The sequence below is a fragment of the Streptomyces sp. NPDC053673 genome, from assembly GCF_055585225.1.
In genome coordinates this window covers 57,279-74,639 of sequence record NZ_JBVJKN010000008.1, presented here as the reverse complement: position 1 = coordinate 74,639, position 17,361 = coordinate 57,279, and the positions used below count along the sequence as shown (strand labels likewise).

The 17,361-nt window shown below is 70.4% G+C and carries 14 protein-coding genes; 11 read left to right on the top strand and 3 right to left on the bottom strand.

Annotation, left to right across the window (positions count from 1 at the left end):
• Positions 1–36: 36 nt before the first annotated feature.
• Positions 37–714 (bottom strand): N-acetylmuramoyl-L-alanine amidase, encoded by a 678-nt coding sequence (locus tag ACZ6ZQ_RS14315; RefSeq protein WP_469768833.1) that lies wholly within the window; start codon positions 712–714, stop codon positions 37–39.
• A 61-nt stretch (positions 715–775) separates the two neighbouring features.
• On the opposite strand from ACZ6ZQ_RS14315, the gene mnmA reads away from it, so the two are divergent.
• From mnmA to ACZ6ZQ_RS14285, 6 genes are all read left to right on the top strand, one after another.
• A complete protein-coding gene (gene mnmA / locus ACZ6ZQ_RS14310) occupies positions 776–1,912 on the top strand; it encodes a tRNA 2-thiouridine(34) synthase MnmA (RefSeq protein WP_469768832.1) in 1,137 nt (378 codons plus the stop codon).
• 242 nt (positions 1,913–2,154) lie between these two features.
• The gene (locus ACZ6ZQ_RS14305) at positions 2,155–2,694 is read left to right on the top strand and encodes an LOG family protein (protein WP_469768831.1); all 540 of its coding nucleotides are present in this window, start codon (positions 2,155–2,157) and stop codon (positions 2,692–2,694) included.
• A gap of 16 nt (positions 2,695–2,710) precedes the next feature.
• Positions 2,711–3,400 (top strand): SDR family oxidoreductase, encoded by a 690-nt coding sequence (locus ACZ6ZQ_RS14300; RefSeq protein ID WP_469768830.1) that lies wholly within the window; start codon positions 2,711–2,713, stop codon positions 3,398–3,400.
• Complete coding sequence (locus ACZ6ZQ_RS14295; protein ID WP_469768829.1) at positions 3,397–4,392, top strand: methionine synthase; 996 nt, start codon at positions 3,397–3,399, stop codon at positions 4,390–4,392. Before ACZ6ZQ_RS14300 ends, ACZ6ZQ_RS14295 begins: the two co-directional genes overlap by 4 nt.
• Before the next feature lie 32 nt (positions 4,393–4,424).
• Complete coding sequence (gene ligA / locus ACZ6ZQ_RS14290; protein WP_469768828.1) at positions 4,425–6,608, top strand: NAD-dependent DNA ligase LigA; 2,184 nt, start codon at positions 4,425–4,427, stop codon at positions 6,606–6,608.
• A 240-nt stretch (positions 6,609–6,848) separates the two neighbouring features.
• Positions 6,849–8,981, top strand: a complete 2,133-nt coding sequence (locus tag ACZ6ZQ_RS14285) for a putative bifunctional diguanylate cyclase/phosphodiesterase (protein WP_469768827.1) — start codon at positions 6,849–6,851, stop codon at positions 8,979–8,981.
• A 62-nt stretch (positions 8,982–9,043) separates the two neighbouring features.
• Here ACZ6ZQ_RS14285 and ACZ6ZQ_RS14280 read toward each other — a convergent pair whose 3' ends face one another.
• The gene (locus ACZ6ZQ_RS14280) at positions 9,044–9,901 is read right to left on the bottom strand and encodes a phospholipase domain-containing protein (RefSeq protein ID WP_469768826.1); all 858 of its coding nucleotides are present in this window, start codon (positions 9,899–9,901) and stop codon (positions 9,044–9,046) included.
• A 264-nt stretch (positions 9,902–10,165) separates the two neighbouring features.
• Between ACZ6ZQ_RS14280 and gatC the strand changes: the two genes are divergently transcribed.
• The 4 genes from gatC to gatB are packed head-to-tail and all read left to right on the top strand — an operon-like array spanning position 10,166 to position 13,735.
• Positions 10,166–10,462 (top strand): Asp-tRNA(Asn)/Glu-tRNA(Gln) amidotransferase subunit GatC, encoded by a 297-nt coding sequence (gene gatC, locus ACZ6ZQ_RS14275; RefSeq protein WP_016642027.1) that lies wholly within the window; start codon positions 10,166–10,168, stop codon positions 10,460–10,462.
• A 6-nt stretch (positions 10,463–10,468) separates the two neighbouring features.
• Positions 10,469–11,968 (top strand): Asp-tRNA(Asn)/Glu-tRNA(Gln) amidotransferase subunit GatA, encoded by a 1,500-nt coding sequence (gene gatA / locus ACZ6ZQ_RS14270; RefSeq protein WP_469768825.1) that lies wholly within the window; start codon positions 10,469–10,471, stop codon positions 11,966–11,968.
• The gene (locus ACZ6ZQ_RS14265; RefSeq protein WP_469768824.1) at positions 11,965–12,204 is read left to right on the top strand and encodes a hypothetical protein; all 240 of its coding nucleotides are present in this window, start codon (positions 11,965–11,967) and stop codon (positions 12,202–12,204) included. The genes gatA and ACZ6ZQ_RS14265 overlap by 4 nt, the downstream gene beginning before the upstream one ends.
• Positions 12,205–12,220: 16 nt before the next feature.
• Positions 12,221–13,735 (top strand): Asp-tRNA(Asn)/Glu-tRNA(Gln) amidotransferase subunit GatB, encoded by a 1,515-nt coding sequence (gatB, locus tag ACZ6ZQ_RS14260; protein ID WP_469768823.1) that lies wholly within the window; start codon positions 12,221–12,223, stop codon positions 13,733–13,735.
• Positions 13,736–13,932: 197 nt separating this feature from the next.
• On the opposite strand, the gene ACZ6ZQ_RS14255 is transcribed toward gatB, so the two are convergent.
• Entirely contained in the window at positions 13,933–14,853 is a 921-nt protein-coding gene (locus tag ACZ6ZQ_RS14255; protein ID WP_469768822.1) for a hypothetical protein, read from the bottom strand.
• Positions 14,854–15,046: 193 nt separating this feature from the next.
• On the opposite strand from ACZ6ZQ_RS14255, the gene ACZ6ZQ_RS14250 reads away from it, so the two are divergent.
• Positions 15,047–17,140, top strand: coding sequence for a phosphocholine-specific phospholipase C (locus tag ACZ6ZQ_RS14250; RefSeq protein ID WP_469768821.1), 2,094 nt, complete (start codon positions 15,047–15,049; stop codon positions 17,138–17,140).
• The last annotated feature ends 221 nt before the right edge of the window (positions 17,141–17,361 follow it).

The following is a 17,361-nucleotide window of genomic DNA, read 5'->3' as shown; positions in this document are numbered from 1 at the left end:
GCCTGGGCCGGCGGCGGGGCTTCCCCGCGGCGGGACTCAGCCGGCGGTCGTCGTCCTGGGCTTCGGAGGAGCGGCCGCGGCCTCCCGTACCAGTCGTATGTACCGGTCCCAGTCCCAGTGCGGACCGGGGTCGGTGTGGTCCGTGCCCGGCACCTCGACATGGCCGATGATGTGCTCCCGGTCCACCGGTATCCCGTACCGCTCGCATATCCCCGCGGTCAGCCGGGCCGACGCCGCGTACATGGCGTCCGTGAAGTCCTGCGGCCGGTCGACGAAGCCTTCGTGCTCGATGCCGACGCTCCGCTCGTTCACATCCCGGTTCCCGGCGTGGAAGGCGACGTCGAGCTCGCGGATCATCTGGGCGACGCGCCCGTCCTTGCCCACCACATAGTGCGCGGCGGCGCCGTGCCCGGGGTCCTTGAAGACCTTCAGGGCGGTCGGATAGCTGCCCTGGACGACATGGATCACGACCCGGTCGATCGTGTAGTCCGCGGGCCGGTCCGCGCGCCGCCAGTTCGCCCGGGCGGCCGCCGTCCACACCGCGCCCGCGTGGTCCAGCTCACCCTCCACGCGCTTCTTCTCCATGCCCGGCAGCCGCCACCAGAGACGACTCAGCTCGTCCCGGGCCACCACACCCGCCCCGACGAGCAGGGCTCCGCCGCTGATCAGCACGGTCCGCCGGCCGACGCCGCGCCGCCCCTCTTCGCTCCCCATGATCTCCAGAACGTCCACTCGCAGGCCTTCGGTTCCCGCCGACCCGTACTCTGGTAGGGCTATGACTCAGACACCCCAGCGCCCCCTCCGTGTGCTCGCCGCCATGTCCGGCGGTGTGGACTCCGCCGTCGCCGCCGCCCGCGCCGCCGAAGCCGGGCACGATGTCACCGGGGTGCACCTGGCGCTCTCGGCGAACCCGCAGTCGTTCCGTACCGGCGCGCGCGGCTGCTGCACCATCGAGGACTCGCGCGACGCCCGCCGCGCCGCGGACGTCATCGGCATCCCCTTCTACGTCTGGGACCTCGCCGAGCGGTTCCGCGAGGACGTCGTGGAGGACTTCATCGCGGAGTACGAGGCGGGCCGCACCCCGAACCCGTGCCTGCGGTGCAACGAGAAGATCAAGTTCGCCGCCCTGCTGGACAAGGCCCTGGCCCTGGGCTTCGACGCGGTGTGCACGGGTCACTACGCGACGGTGGTCGTACGGGACGACGGCACCCGCGAGCTGCACCGGGCCAGCGACATGGCCAAGGACCAGTCCTACGTCCTCGGCGTGCTGGACGAGAAGCAGCTCGCCCACGCGATGTTCCCGCTCGGCGACACCCTCACCACCAAGGACGAGATCCGCGCGGAGGCCGAGCGCCGCGGCCTCGCGGTGGCGAAGAAGCCCGACAGTCACGACATCTGCTTCATCGCCGACGGCGACACCCAGGGGTTCCTCGCCTCCCGCCTCGGCAAGTCGGAGGGCGACATCGTCGACGAGTCCGGCGCGAAGCTGGGCACCCACGACGGGGCGTACGGCTTCACCATCGGCCAGCGCAAGGGGCTGCGCATCGGCCACCCCGCCCCCGACGGCAAGCCGCGCTACGTCCTGGACATCTCACCCGTCGACAACACGGTGACGGTGGGCCCCGCCGAGGCCCTCGAGGTCGGCGCACTCACCGCGATCAAGCCCCGCTGGTGCGGAACGGCCCCCTCCGGCCCCGGTACGTACACGGCGCAGCTCCGGGCCCACGGTGGCGAGACCGAGGTGACGGCCGAGCTCGTCGACGGCTCGGAGCTCCGCGTCACCTTCACGGAGCCGGTCCGTGGCGTGGCGCCCGGCCAGGCGATCGTCCTGTACGACGGCGCGCGCGTGGTGGGCTCGGCGACGATCGCCACGACGGCGCGGCACGCGACGGCGGACTACGCCGCGAAGTAGTCCTCCGGCGCCGGCACCGGTACATGCACCCCCGCAGGCACACGCACCGCCGGCGGGGGCGGCGCTGTCCTTCGGCATCGTCGTCCCACTCTTGCTCATCGTTTGCTCATCGTTCGAGCTGTCCACGGCTCCCGGACCGGTGTCGCCTCCCGAACTCATCGGCGACGGACGGGATTTCCCCAGGACTTCTCCGGCGGCCCGACCGCAGGGGGATTGTCAGAGGCTGCCCGTACCGTGGCCGCATGAATATTTGCGTCTTCCTCTCCGCCGCAGACCTCGACGACCGCTACACCCGGCCCGCGCGCGAGTTCGCCGAGCTGCTCGGCAAGGGCGGACACACCCTGGTCTGGGGAGGCTCCGACGTCGGTCTGATGAAGATCGTCGCGGACGGTGTGCAGGAGGCGGGCGGACGCCTCATAGGTGTCTCGGTGGAGTTCCTGGCGGACAAGGTCAGGCCTGGCGCCGACGAGATGGTGATCGCCCGGGACCTCGCCGAGCGCAAGGCACTGCTGCTGGCCAAGTCCGACGCGGTCGTGATCATGGTCGGGGGTACGGGCACGCTGGACGAGGCGACCGAGATCCTGGAGCTGAAGAAGCACGGCAGGACGACCAAGCCGGTGGTGCTGCTCAACACGGCGGGGTTCTACGACGGCCTGAAGCAGCAGTTCCGCCGTATGGAGGACGAGGGCTTCCTGCCCCTTCCCCTCACCGACCTGGTCTTCTTCGCCGACGACGGCGTCGGGGCGCTCGCCTACCTCGAGGAGTCGGCAGGTATCCGGTAGTGCGAGCATTGCTGGCATGGCTACACATCTGATCACCGGAGCGGGCTCCGGCATCGGCGCGGCCGTCGCGCGCAGGCTGCACGAGCGAGGCGACGAGCTCGTCCTGCTGGCCCGCGACGCCGGGCGCGCCAAGGAGCTCGCCGCGGCCTATCCGGGCTCTCGCACCCTCGTCGGCGACCTCGGCACGCCCGACCGGCTCTCCTGGGCGTTCTCCCACCAGACCATGCCCGAGCGCCTCGACTCGCTGCTGCACATCGCGGGCATCGTGGACCTGGGCCGGGTCGGCGATCTCACGCCGAAGACCTGGCAGGCCCAGCTCAATGTGAATCTGGTGGCGCCTGCGGAGCTGACCCGGCTGGTCCTGCCCCAACTCCGGGTGTCCCAGGGCACGGTGGTCTTCGTCAACTCCGGCGCGGGTCTCAACGCCCATGCCGAGTGGGGCGCGTACGCCGCCTCCAAGCACGGCCTCAAGGCGCTCGCCGACGCGCTGCGGCAGGAGGAGAAGGCCAACGGAGTGCGGGTCACCTCCGTCTACCCGGGCCGGACGGCCAGCCCCATGCAGGCCAAGGTGCATCAGCAGGAGGGCAAGGAGTACGACGCGTCGAAGTGGATCGATCCGGGGTCGGTGGCGACGACGATCCTGATGGCCCTGGACCTCCCGCGCGACGCGGAGGTCAACGACTTGACGGTCCGGCCGGGGCGATGAGCGACTACGTCTGGGGGCCCGCGACCGGGGTCGGCTCCATGCCCGGCGGCGACGCGCGCGAGGCGGCCAAGACCGTCACCGGGTCCTTCGAGGACTTCCCGTACCTGCCCGAGCTGCCGGCCCGCGGGCCCGGCGCCGACATGATCGGGCGGACCATCGGCCTGCTCGTCGAGTTGTACGCGCACGTCGAGCCCAGCGGCTGGCGTGTGAGCGACCGGCCGGGCCGGGACACCCGGCGCGCCAGGTCCTGGCTCGGGGAGGACCTGGACGCCCTGGAGGAGTTCACCCAGGGGTACGAGGGGCCGCTGAAGGTCCAGGCCGTCGGCCCGTGGACGCTCGCGGCCGCCCTGGAGCTGAGGAACGGCGAGGCCGCCCTGGCGGACCCCGGCGCGTGCCGTGACCTCGCCGCCTCGCTCGCCGAGGGCCTGCGTACCCATCTCGCGGAGGTGCGGCGGCGTGTCCCCGGCGCCCAGGTGGTGCTGCAGCTCGACGAGCCGTCCCTCACGGCCGTCCTGCGTGGGCAGATCAGGACCGCCAGCGGATACCGGACCCACCGCGCGGTCGACCGGCAGATCGTCGAGAGCACGCTGCGGGACGTGACGGGCGTCGCCGAGGGTCCGGTGACCGTGCATTCCTGCGCGCCTGACGTGCCGTTCGCGCTGCTGCGCCGGGCCGGAGCCGCGGGCATCTCGTTCGATTTCGGCCTGCTCACCGAGCGTGACGAGGAAGCGATCGGTGAGGCCGTGGAGGGCGGCACGAAGCTCTTCGCGGGAGTTGTGGCATCCACCGACGGTCCATTGTCAGACCCTGCCGGTAGCGTCATGGGTGTCAGGACGTTGTGGCGCAGGCTGGGGCTGAATCCGGGGACTCTCGCCGAGTCCGTGGTGGTCACCCCGTCATGCGGGCTGGCCGGTGCTTCGCCTGCCTACGCGCGTGCGGCTCTCGCGCACTGTGTCCGGGCGGCGAGATCGCTCGCGGACAACCCTGAGTAATGGACTGAGGGCTGAGGTAACGGAGGACGAAGGTGGCTGTCGAACAGCAGGGGCCGGTGCCCGCCGAGGCACGGGAGAAGCATGCCCAGCTGGCCGAGCAGGTCGAGGAGCACCGCTTCCGGTACTACGTGAAGGACCAGCCGGTCATCAGCGACGCCGAGTTCGACAAACTGCTGCGGTCGCTGGAGGCGCTGGAGGAGGAGTATCCGGAGCTGCGCACGCCAGACTCGCCGACCCAGAAGGTCGCGGGGGCGTACGAGACGGAGCTCGCCAAGGTCGACCACCGCGAGCGGATGCTCTCGCTCGACAACGCCTTCGACGAGGCCGAGCTGGCTGCCTGGGCGGACCGCATCGCCAAAGAGGTCGGGACGTCGGAGTACCACTTCCTGTGCGAGCTGAAGGTCGACGGCCTCGCGGTCAATCTGACCTACGAGAAGGGCCGCCTGACCCGGGCCGCGACCCGGGGCGACGGCCGCACCGGCGAGGACATCACCCCGAACGTGCGGACGATCAAGGATATTCCGGACCGGCTGAGCGGTGACCGTGTCCCGGATCTCGTCGAGATCCGCGGCGAGGTCTACTTCCCGATGGAGGCCTTCGAGGAGCTCAACGCGCGCCGGGTGGCGTCCGGCGAGCAGCCGTATGCCAACCCCCGCAACTCCGCCTCGGGTTCGCTGCGGCAGAAGGACCCCAGGGTCACGGCGACCCTTCCGCTGCACATGGTGGTGCACGGCATCGGCGCGCGCAAGGGCCTGGAGATCGACCGGCTCTCGCAGGCGTACGAGCTGCTCCGCGAATGGGGCCTGCCGACCGCCCGGCACAACAAGGTGGTGAAATCGCTCGACGAGGTCCGCGAGTTCATCGCGTACTTCGGTGAGAACCGCCACTCCGTGGAGCACGAGATCGACGGCGTCGTCGTCAAGCTCGACGAGATCCCGCTCCAGGGCCGTCTCGGCTCGACCTCCCGGGCGCCCCGCTGGGCCATCGCGTGGAAGTACGCGCCGGAGGAGGTCAACACCAAGCTGGTCAACATCCGGGTGGGCGTGGGCCGTACGGGCCGCGTCACTCCGTACGCGCAGGTGGAGCCGGTCACGGTCGCGGGCTCCGAGGTCGAGTTCGCCACGCTGCACAACCAGGACGTGGTGAAGGCCAAGGGCGTCCTCATCGGCGACACGGTGGTGCTCCGCAAGGCCGGCGACGTCATCCCGGAGATCCTCGGGCCGGTCGTCGATCTGCGGGACGGCAGCGAGCAGGAGTTCGTGATGCCGGCCGAGTGCCCCGAGTGCGGCACGGGGCTGCGGCCCATGAAGGAGGGGGACATCGACCTCCGCTGCCCCAACGCCCGGACCTGCCCGGCCCAGTTGCGTGAGCGTCTCTTCTATCTCGCGGGCCGCAAGTGCCTGGACATCGAGGCGTTCGGGTATGTGGCGGCCGCGGCGCTGACCAAGCCGCTGGAGCCCGCCGACCCGCCGCTGGTGGACGAGGGCGATCTGTTCGATCTGACCGTCGACCAGCTGCTGCCCATCAAGGCGTATGTGCTCGACCAGGACAGCGGACTGCCCAAGCGTGACCCCAAGACCGGCGAGGAGAAGATCGTCACGGTCTTCGCCAACCAGCAGGGTGAGCCGAAGAAGAACACTCTGACGATGCTGGAGAACGTCGCGGCGGCCAAGGAGCGCCCGCTCGCCCGCATCATCACCGGCCTCTCCATCCGCCATGTCGGACCGGTGGCGGCCGAGGCCCTCGCCCGCGAATTCCGGTCCATCGAACGGATCGAACAGGCCACCGAGGAGGAGCTGGCAGCCGTCGAGGGCGTCGGGCCGACCATCGCGGCCTCGCTCAAGCAGTGGTTCGAGGAGGACTGGCACCGGGAGATCCTGCGCAAGTGGCGGGCTGCGGGCGTCCGGATGGAGGAGGAGGGCGCCGGTGAGGACGAAGGGCCGCGACCGCTGGAAGGCCTCACTGTCGTTGTCACCGGAACGCTCCAGAACCACACGCGGGATGGCGCAAAAGAAGCGCTCCAGAGCCTCGGCGCGAAAGTGACGGGTTCCGTTTCGAAGAAGACCGGATTCGTGGTGGTCGGTGACAACCCCGGTTCGAAGTACGACAAGGCCATGCAGCTGAAGGTGCCCGTACTGGACGAGGAAGGCTTCGCTGTGCTGCTTGATCAGGGCCCGGAGGCCGCTCGCGACGCCGCGGTTCCGGTCACCGAATAGCACGAATGCGCGAGCTGAACTCCCCACGAGGGTCACCCGTTTGGCGCATACCAGATGGATAAGGGTGGCCGGGTCGCATTCGGGCAAGAGCTGTAGAGCGCTGCCCGTCAGAGCCATCTGCGGCCTACTGTTGAGGTGTGCGCCTGTCGTGCCTGCCTGCGTGGTGAGGTTCCAGCCGTGTTGGCATGACAGCAGAGGCCACCGCGTGGCATCGGCACCGCCGGCTGTGAGAGGGACGGAATGAAACCGACCGAGAGTGCCGCCCCGGTCTCACGGCCGCGTGGTATCGCGGGGTTCGCGTTCGTCGCGGGCATCGCCTCGACGCTGCCCTTCGTCGTGACCGGACTCGCCGCCCTTGTCCTGGCGACCGGTCTGTTCATGGCCCTACGGGACGGAAACGCGCTGTTCCCCGGCGGCACCGAGGGCTGGTCCCTCGCCGTGCTCACCGGCATCATCGTCGGCCATCTGGTCGCGCTCGGCCGCGACCGATGGTGGGGCGGCACCGGCTCCGGTGCCGCCCTCACCGTCGCCGTGCTGCTGCTGTACGGCTGGGTGCCCGCAGGCCTGGTCAGCCTGGCCGTCGTGATGCTCGTCGGCACCGCCCGCCGGCACCGCTGGAGGCAGGGCATTCTGCACGGCGCGGCCGACATCCTGGGCATCGGAGCCGCCGCGCTGGTCCTCGTCGCGTTCGGCGAGGCACCGACGGTCGAACAGCCGTGGCAACCCCTGGAATGGGGGTTCGACGTCGTCCCCGAGGTGGTGCTCGCGGCAGCGGCGTATCTCGGTGTGACCCGTGTGCTGCTCTGGTACGTGCTGGCACCGCAGGGCGGCGGACTGCCCACCGTCGCCCGTACGGCCCTGCTGCGTCAGGGGCTCGTCGCCGTCGCACTGTTCGGCATCGCCCCGCTGATCTGCGTGGTCGCGACCGCCCTGCCGATCCTGCTGCCGCTGTTCGCGGTGCCGTTGATCGCCCTCGACTCCACGCTGTGGATCGCCCGCGCCCGGGCCGAGGAGCAGCTGCGCGACCCGCTCACCGGACTGCCCAACCGTCAGTGGCTGCTGGAGCGCACCTGGGCGGCGCTGGAGGAGGCCGAGGGCGTCGGCGCCCGGTCCGCTCTCGTTCTGATCGACCTCGACCGATTCCGTTCGGTCAATGACACGCTCGGGCATCTCGCGGGTGACCGGCTGCTCCTCCAGATAGCCGAACGGCTCAAGCTGGCGCTGCCGCGGGGCGCGGAGGCCGCGCGGCTCGGCGGCGACGAGTTCGCCGTGCTCCTGCCGAGGGCCGACTCCACCACCAGCGCCCAGCGCGTGGCCCGCCATCTCGTCGCCGAACTCTCCTCGCCCCTCGACCTCGACGGACTGACACTCGTCCTGGAGGCGAGCGCCGGTCTCGCGGTCTTCCCCGATCACGCCCTGGACGCCGAAGGGCTGCTCAGGCGCGCCGATGTGGCGATGTACCAGGCCAAGCGCGATCGCACGGGCGTCGAGGTGTACGAATCCAAACGCGATTCGAACACGCCGGACAGGCTCGGACTGCTCGGCGATCTGCGCCGGGCGCTGGACGCGGGCGATGTGGAGCTGCACTACCAGCCCAAAGTCGGCTTCGACGGTCATGTCGCGGGTCTTGAGGCGCTGGTGCGCTGGGTGCACCCGGAGCGCGGCCGGGTCCCTCCCGACGAGTTCATCGCCATCGCCGAGTCCTCCGGGCTGATGCCCCATCTGACGGAGTACGTCCTGGAGACGGCCCTCGGCCAGGTCGCCAAATGGCGCGCCCAGGGCCTCTTCGTGCCGGTCGCCGTCAACGTGTCGCCGCGTGACGTCCACACTCCGGGCTTCGCGGGCGCGGTCGCGGCCCGGCTCGCCCGGCACGGCGTCCCGGCCGGGGCGCTGCAGCTGGAGATAACGGAGCACGTGCTGCTGGAGGATCCCCAGCGCGCCGCCGACACCCTCGCCGGGCTGACCGGTCACGGCGTGAAAATGTCGCTGGACGACTTCGGTACCGGCTACTCGTCGCTCGTCCATCTGCGCCGGCTGCCCGTCAGCGAGCTGAAGATCGACCGGTCGTTCGTGGCCCGGCTGGCGGTCGACAACGAGGACGCCGAGATCGTCCGCTGCACCGTCGATCTCGCCCACTCGCTCGGGCTGCTCGTGGTCGCGGAGGGTGTCGAGGACGACGAGACCTGGGAGCGGCTGCGTGACCTCGGCTGCGACGCGGTCCAGGGCTGGCTCGTCGCCGCGGCGATGCCCCCGCAGGAGACCACCGCCTGGCTGAGGGCCCGCGGCGAGCACGGCTGGCGCCGCCCCGCCGCGGAGCTCCCCGCCGGCTCCACGGTGGAAGCCGACAGCCCGTCGGGCCACGTCGTGCAGTGACCAGAAGGTCCCGGTAGGCCAGGGAGTCCCGATGGACCGGGAGGTCCGGGCGGGGGCAGTGGTCAGCCGGCGTGCACCGTTCCCGCGTAGCGCTGCCGGAAACGGGTTCCGCTCGCCGCCGTCACCTCCAGGTCGTAGCGTCCGTCGCGCACCTGCAAGCTCACCGAGGACCGGCCACCCAGCCCCACCCACACCGTACGGGCCGCCTTCGGATCGCCGTCCGCAGTGACGGTGAAGGAGACCTGCGTGGCACCCTGATTGGTGAAGCGCAGTTCCACCGTGGCCCGTTCGGGACGGCGGCCGTGCAGCGAAGCCGTCACCGACGGCACGGGGGCGCCCGCCTCGCGCCCCTTGCGTACGACCGTGCCGGAGAAGCGGCGTACGATGCCGTCCGCGCCCATCACGGTGAAGTCGTACCGGCCATCGGTCTCCGAGGTGCCAGCGGCGCCGATATGGCGGCGAGCGGGAAGCGGCTGATCAGCCCGACCCCGGCCGGGGTGTCGTGGGCGTGCCACCCCAGGGCGTCGGCGAGCGGCCCGGCAGCGGTGCCGCCGGTCTCCTGGAGGGCCACGGCGTCGAGCCCCTGGGCGAGGATCAGCCGCAGCAGCTTCTCGTGGCTGTCGCCCCGTCCTGGCGAGGATGCCGTACCCGTCCTTGGCGAGCAGATAGGCCGTGTAGGTGCCCTCGCCGAGGCCGGTGGTGTCGAGGGTGATGTCGCCGGACGCCTCGGTGACGTACGACCAGACCAGCGAGGACCCGACGCCCGGCTTGCGGTCGCCGTCGTAGATCCCGATCCAGTTCCTGGCGTGGGGCGCGTCGGTGGACCAGCGGAAGGTCAGCCGGTCCCCCTCGCGCGGGCTCGTGGGCGAGATCAACGACAGGGCGTTGCCGGACGCGGCGGCGGTGATGACTGGGGACACCGGACTGAAGGTCCTCTCCGCCCGGGAGGCGGACCCCGGTGCCAGAAGTTGTTTGGACAACTTGAGCCAGTGAGCCAGTCCTCAGCGCCAAATGAACGGGACATGACCAGTGACGGGAGAACGGCGGAACGCGGCTGTGCGGCGGGCGGGCGGCGGCCCGAGAGGGCGTGTGCCGGTGCGGCGGGGGAAAGCGTTTCGCGGGCACCGGCGCCTGGCCCATAGGATTGGGCCAAAACCATCACACTCACCCCTGAGGATCGCTGCATGCCTGGCATCACGCGCGAGGAGGTCGCTCACCTCGCCCGGCTGGCACGTCTGGAGCTGAAGGACGAAGAGCTCGACCACTTCGCCGGACAGCTCGACGACATCATCGGCGCGGTCGCCCGCGTCTCCGAGGTCGCCGACCAAGACGTACCGCCGACCTCCCACCCGCTGCCGCTGACCAATGTCATGCGCGCGGACGAGGTCCGTCCGTCGCTCACCCCCGAGCAGGCGCTCTCCGGCGCCCCGGCACAGGAGCAGCAGCGTTTCAAGGTGCCGCAGATCCTGGGGGAGGACTAAACAGTCATGACGGACAGCACCATCATCAAGCTCACAGCGGCCGGGATCGCCGCGAAGATCGCCGCCGGTGAGCTCACGGCCGTCGAGGTCACCGAGGCGCACCTCGCCCGGATCGAGGCCGTGGACGAGAAGGTCAACGCCTTTTTGTATATCGACCGTGAGGGCGCTCTCGCGCAGGCGCGCGCCGTCGACGCCAAGCGCGAGCGCGGCGAGAAGCTGGGCCCGCTGGCCGGCGTCCCGCTCGCGCTGAAGGACATCTTCACCACCGAGGGCATCCCGACCACGGTCGGTTCGAAGATCCTCGAGGGCTGGATCCCGCCGTACGACGCCACGCTCACCAAGCGTCTCAAGGCCGCCGACGTCGTGATCCTCGGCAAGACCAACATGGACGAGTTCGCCATGGGGTCCTCGACCGAGAACAGCGCGTACGGTCCGACCGGCAACCCCTGGGACCTGACCCGGATCCCCGGCGGCTCCGGCGGCGGCTCGTCCGCCGCCCTCGCCTCGTACCAGGCCCCGCTCGCCATCGGCACGGACACCGGCGGCTCGATCCGCCAGCCCGCCGCCGTCACCGGCACCGTCGGCGTCAAGCCGACCTACGGCGGTGTCTCCCGCTTCGGCATGGTCGCCTTCTCCTCGTCCCTCGACCAGGGCGGCCCGTGTGCCCGTACGGTCCTGGACGCGGCGCTGCTGCACGAGGTCATCGCCGGGCACGACCCGCTGGACTCGACCTCGATCGACGCGCCGGTCCCGCCGGTCGTGGAGGCGGCCCGCAACGGCAGCGTCAGCGGCATGCGCGTCGGCGTGGTCAAGCAGTTCCGCGGCGAGGGCTACCAGGCCGGCGTCGTCCAGCGCTTCGACGAGTCCGTCGAGCTGCTGCGCGAGCTGGGCGCCGAGATCGTCGAGCTGGACTGCCCGTCCTTCGACCTCGCGCTCTCCGCGTACTACCTGATCGCGCCGTCCGAGTGCTCCTCGAACCTCGCGCGCTTCGACGCCATGCGCTACGGCCTGCGCGTCGGCGACGACGGCACGAAGTCCGCCGAGGACGTCACCGCCCTCACCCGTGAGGCCGGCTTCGGCGACGAGGTCAAGCGCCGCATCATGCTCGGCACGTACGCCCTGTCGTCCGGCTACTACGACGCGTACTACGGCAGCGCCCAGAAGGTCCGCACGCTCATCAAGCAGGACTTCGAGAAGGCCTTCGAGCAGGTCGACGTGATCGTCTCCCCGACGACCCCGACCACCGCCTTCCCGATCGGCGAGCGTGCCGACGACCCGATGGCGATGTACCTCGCCGACCTGTGCACCATCCCGACCAACCTGGCCGGCAACGCGGCGATGTCGCTGCCCTGCGGCCTGGCTCCGGAGGACAACCTCCCGGTCGGTCTGCAGATCATCGCCCCCGCCATGAAGGACGACCGCCTTTACAAGGTGGGTGCGGCCGTCGAGGCCGCCTTCGTGGAAAAGTGGGGCCACCCGCTGCTGGAGGAGGCACCGTCACTGTGAGCACGTTGCAGAAGGCCAAGGGCTTCAAGAAGTCCAAGACCGGCACCTACCTGTCCATCGGCACCACCGCCTTCGGTGCGATCAGCGTCGCCAAGCAGGTCAAGAAGGCCCGCCTGGAGCACGACACGCTCCGGCTGATCGACGCTGCCGTGTCCGCCGCCGCCATTGTGACCGGCATCGCCCTGCTCTACCGCGAGTTGAAGCGGCTGGGCGACGACGACGTCCTGCTCGGCTGAGAGGGAAAGTTTCACCGTGACCGTCACGACTGACCTGGTGTCGTACGAGGACGCTCTCGCGTCGTACGACCCCGTCATGGGCCTTGAGGTCCATGTCGAACTCGGCACCAGGACCAAGATGTTCTGTGGCTGCTCGACCGAGCTGGGCGCCGAGCCCAACTCGCAGACCTGCCCCACCTGCCTCGGCCTGCCCGGCTCGCTGCCGGTGATGAACGCCGTGGGCGTCGAGTCCGCCATCAAGATCGGTCTCGCGCTCAACTGCGAGATCGCCGAGTGGTGCCGTTTCGCCCGGAAGAACTACTTCTATCCGGACATGCCGAAGAACTTCCAGACCTCGCAGTACGACGAGCCGATCGCCTTCGACGGCTATCTGGACGTCCAGCTGGAGGACGGCGAGGTCTTCCGCGTGGAGATCGAGCGCGCCCACATGGAGGAGGACACCGGCAAGTCGACCCACGTCGGCGGCGCCACCGGCCGTATCCACGGCGCGTCCCACTCCCTGCTGGACTACAACCGCGCAGGCATCCCGCTGATCGAGATCGTCACCAAGCCGATCGTCGGCGCCGGTGAGCGCGCTCCCGAGGTCGCGAAGGCGTACGTCGCCGAACTGCGCGAGCTCATCCGTGCTCTCGACGTCTCCGAGGCCCGTATGGAAATGGGCCAGATGCGCTGCGACGTGAACCTCTCGCTGCGGCCGAACGGCACCGAGAAGTTCGGCACCCGCTCCGAGACGAAGAACGTCAACTCGCTGCGTTCCGTCGAGCGTGCGGTGCGCTACGAGGTCATGCGCCACGCGGCGGTGCTCTCCTCGGGCGGCACGATCGTCCAGGAGACCCGTCACTTCCACGAGGAGGACGGTTCGACGACGTCCGGCCGGGTCAAGGAGGAGGCCGAGGACTACCGGTACTTCCCGGAGCCCGACCTCGTTCCCGTCGCCCCGTCCCGTGAGTGGGTCGAGGAGCTCCGCGCGGGACTTCCCGAGCTGCCGCGCGTGCGCCGCAACCGGCTCCGCGAGGAGTGGGGCATCTCGGAGCACGACATGCAGTCGATCCTCAACGCGGGCGCGGTCGACCTGATCGTCGCCACGATCGAGGCGGGCGCCGACTCCGTCTCCGCCCGCAAGTGGTGGATGGGCGAGCTGTCCCGTAACGCCAACGAGTCGGGCGTCTCCCTCGACGCGCTGGCCATCACCCCGAAGCAGGTAGCCCGGGTGACCGCCCTGGTCGCCGACGGCTCGCTCAACGACAAGCTGGCGCGCCAGGTCATCGAGGGTGTCCTCGCGGGCGAGGGCGACCCGGACGCCGTGGTCGAGAAGCGCGGCCTCAAGGTCGTCTCCGACGAGGGTGCGCTGGGCACCGCTGTCGACGAGGCGATCGCCGGCAACGCGGCCATCGCGGACAAGATCCGCGGCGGCAAGGTCGCGGCGGTCGGCGCGCTGGTCGGCGCGGTCATGAAGGCCACCCGTGGCCAGGCCGACGCTGCCCGTGTCAAGGAGCTGATCCTGGAGAAGCTCGGCGTGACCGAGGGCTGATCCGCAGCTGTACGGACGGAAGGGTGGGACACCGAGCGCGGTGTCCCGCCCTTCCGCTTGTCCGCCGTTCCGCTCTGCTGTGCGCGGCGGCCGCGGCGGTGCAGGCGCTGATGGCACTGGCGTTCCCGGCGGCACTTCGGCTGTCGGCGAAGCGCTCCCGATGGCCCGTACGGAAGCTGTCCGGGGAGGGAGGGGCCTCAGTGTGTCCGTATCCCCAGGCCCGGGAGCGACAGCTCGCCGCGGTCGTTCACACCGACGTCCCGGGCCACCAGCTCGTCCGGAGTGACCGCCCCGCGCACCCGCAGCTCACCGACCGCCAGCCGCGCCGCCGCGGCCGCCGCGCCCTCCTCCGAATCCGGGAAGGCCGACTGCCACCAGCCCTTGTCGCGGGTCTGCCAGCCACGCTCCCGCATCTGCCGCTCCCGCTCCGGGCCCTGTTCCGCGTCCCGGTCGTCGACCGCCACCCCCAGCCCCTCGCCCGGGCTGTACGAGACGACCAGATCACGCCCCCAGTCCCGGCTGCAACGGATGGTGAAGCCCGCCCAGTCGCCCGGCACCTGCACCGGGAGCTGCTCGGCCCAGGCCGCGAGCATCAGCTCCAGCGCGGTCTCCAGATGGTCCCAGCGGCTCGCGAGCCGGGCGCCGGGACGTGCCACGGGTCGCGCACCCGGCCCGTTCCGGTACAACTGCCAGCTGTACGGCAGGAGATCGAAGTCCTCCGGCTCGTCCACCGACCAGGCGCCGCCCCATTCGAAGCGCCGGCGCTCATCGTCCTCCAGCTCCTCCGGACGGTGCACCGACAGCCGGGCGCCGAAGCGGTCGCCGGACAGCAGCACCAGCCGGCTGTCGTCGCGCCACCGGACACTGGGCCCCCGCGCCGATCCCCCGTACAGCGTCGGCTCGCCGATCCTGGCCACCAGCGCGTCGTACACCTCCCGGAACGCCTCGCGCCGTTCCACCGACGCCGCCCCCGGCCGGTACGACACGACCTCGACCGGCGGCCGGCCGAAGTGTCCCTCCGGGGCGTCGTGCAGCTGCTGCGCGACTTCTGCCGCCGCGGCCGGCGTGGTGACTCCGGCGGTCTTGGATGCCTCCGTGGATGCCCCCGTATTGGTCATGTACTCATGGTGGCAGGCGTCAGTGACAACGCTGCCATGTCAGGCGCCGCCGACCGGCCGTCCGGTGGCGAGATTTCGCCTGGACTCTCCGATGGGCCCCTTGGACGTTCATTCCGCTGACGTCCCCGGGACTTTCCTCCGCCATCTGCTCTCACTAGCTTCCGGGCGGTAACGCGCGACTCGGGAGGATCACTTGGCCACGGACATCTCACGTCGACGGCTGTTCGCACTCGGCGGGGGCGCCCTCGGTGCCGCGGCGGCCGGGTCCCTGCTGCCGCCGTCCCTGCAGGAGGCGCTCGCCGCCCAGCCGCCCTCCGGGGGGCTGCACGCGATCAAGCACGTGGTGATCCTGATGCAGGAGAACCGTTCCTTCGATCACTACTTCGGCACCCTGCGCGGCGTCCGTGGCTTCGGTGACCGCAATGCCGTCGAACTGCCCTCCGGCAAGCCGGTCTTCGAGCAGCCCGGTCCCCTGGGCGCCGTGCTGCCCTTCCCGGTGCGCGGCGCCGCCGAGACGCAGAAGAAGGACCTCCAGTACATCGGCGACCTCGATCACTCCTGGGGCGGCGGAGCCAAGGCCTGGCACGACGGCTGGATGGACGGCTGGGTTTCGGCCAAAACCGCGGCGACCATGGCGTACTACGACCGTCGTGACATCCCGCTGCACTACGAGCTCGCCGACACGTTCACCATCTGCGACGCGTACCACTCGTCGATCCATACGTCGACGAGCCCCAACCGCAACCATCTGTGGAGCGGCTGGACCGGCTTCGAGGCCGACGGCAGCCGCGCGGTGACGAACGCCGCGTACGCCGAGGGCAGCCACCCCGGATACCCGTGGCCCACCTACGCCGAGCGGCTGGAGAAGGCGGGCCGCAGCTGGAAGACGTACCAGGAGTGGGAGAACTTCACCGACAACAACATCGAGTTCTTCACCAGCTTCAAGAAGATCGCCCGGAAGGCTCTCGCGAAGGCCGGCGACTTCACCTTCATGGAGGCCTTCTACGCGAAGGTCCGCGACACCTCCGACGCCGCCGAGCGGGCCCGGCTGCTGGCCGCGCTGGAGGAGGGAGTGGCCACGCTCACCAAGGAGGAGCGCTCGCTCTTCGAGCGCGGGCTGCGGCGCGGTGAGACCGGCAGCCTCGCCGACCAGTTCCGCGCGGACGTGGCCGCTGGCACGCTCCCCGAAGTGTCGTACCTGGTGCCGTCCGCGGTCGACTCCGAGCATCCGGGCTCCTCGTCGCCGATCGCCTCCGCCACCCTCGTCTACAAGGTGCTGGACGCCCTCGGCTCGCACCCCGACGTGTGGCGGCACACCGTCGTCCTGATCAACTACGACGAGAACGACGGCTTCTTCGACCACGTGCCGCCGCCGGTGCCGCCCGCCGACAACACCGAGGAGCACTGGCAGGGCAGGCCCACGGGCCTCGGCATCCGCGTCCCGCTGCTCGTGGTCTCGCCGTGGACCGTCGGCGGCTACGTCTGCTCCGAGGTCTTCGACCACAGCTCGGTGGTCCGGTTCCTGGAGAAGTGGACGGGTGTCGAGGAGCCCAACATCACCGCCTGGCGGCGCGCCGTCACCGGCGATCTGACCTCCGCCTTCGACTTCCGGCGCGGCCGGCCGCAGCCCGAGGTCGAGCAGCCCGGCGCGATCCCGCCGTTCACGGGCCGCTGGCGGCCGCAGCCGCCGCTGGTGCAGCACACGCCCGTGCAGGAGCCGGGTACCCGGCCCGCGCGCCCGCTGCCGTACCAGCCGGACGCCTTCGCGAAGCTCGGCGACGACGCGCTGACAGTCGCGCTCAGCAACACGGGGCGCGCGAGCGCACACTTCGCGCTCTACCCGTACGCCGGTGAGTTCCCTGTCCCGCAGCACAAGGACGTAAGGGGCACGGCGCAATGGAGCGTGCCCCTTACCGGGGGCGCCTACCGGTTCACGATCACCGGGCCGAACGGCTTCCGACGCGAGTTCGCCGGCCCGGTCAGGGGCGGCGCCGAGGTCGTCTCGCGCATCGACCACCACGACCGCGATCTGCATCTCACGCTCCGCAACAACGGGGACCGGGCCGTCACCTTCACCGTCCGCCCCCTCGGGTACGTCGACGAGGAGGACCTCCGCGACTGGACCCGGGAGATCACGGTGAAGCCCGGCCGCAGCCGCACCGTCGTCCACTCCGCCGCCGACGCCCACGGCTGGTACGACATCGAGGTGACCGCGGACGGCGACAGCGGCTTCCGCCGGCGCCTGATGGGCCACATCGAGAACGGGCGCCCCAGCGTCTCCGGGTGACATAACCGAACATAAGCGGTCCTTCGGGGCGCACGGAATTCGAGGATGTCGGCCCCGAATTCCGTGCAGCCCTGTGAGTATGACCACGAACCGGGCGAAGGGGCCCCAACGATCACTATCACCTGACAGAGTGATGTCCTGAAGGTCATGTGTTCTTTGTGGGCAGTTCCCTCTAAAGATCCACAAACCAACAGGGAGCTCGTCCGTTGGCCGTCATCGCC